This is a genomic window from Virgibacillus salexigens (assembly GCF_014905415.1).
Classification (GTDB): Bacteria; Bacillota; Bacilli; order Bacillales; family Amphibacillaceae; genus Virgibacillus; species Virgibacillus salexigens.
Window position 1 is genome coordinate 1 of the sequence record NZ_BNEO01000036.1, and the last position, 441, is coordinate 441.

Sequence of the window (441 nt, forward strand, 5' to 3'; positions counted from 1 at the left end):
GTTGCTCTTCCAATACTGCTAAATTTATTCGGTTCAAATGGCCTCTAAAGTTTTGCCAAAGTGCTTCTTCCGACTTCAAGTCCGGACGATAAGTCCACTGATTTTCTTTCTCACTTAAGATCTGTATGAACTGGTTTTCAATCATTTGTTCCGAATGACTCATTTGATCCCCCTCATTTCCATAGTTTCCACCATTTTTTAGATTCTGTTTTTACCGGCTCTTTTTCTTTTGCCTTGTTTCGTTCTTTTTCTGATAACCTCAATTGAGCTTTCAATTCATTGATTTCTTCCTGTGCCTCACCCCTTATCGACGAGCCATCTTTCATATCCTCCTGAGGCATTTTAAGAGCTTTCAATTCATTGATTTCTGATTTATACTCTTCTAGTACTTTTTTATCCTGTAAGGCTAGACGTTGTTGCTGGTCTAATAGCTTATGAAGA

1 pseudogene is annotated in these 441 nt (G+C 37.6%); it reads right to left on the reverse strand.

Annotated elements, in window-relative coordinates:
- Positions 1-173: 173 nt before the first annotated feature.
- A pseudogene (locus tag JKP73_RS23305) lies at positions 174-441 on the reverse strand (hypothetical protein); the annotation flags it as partial.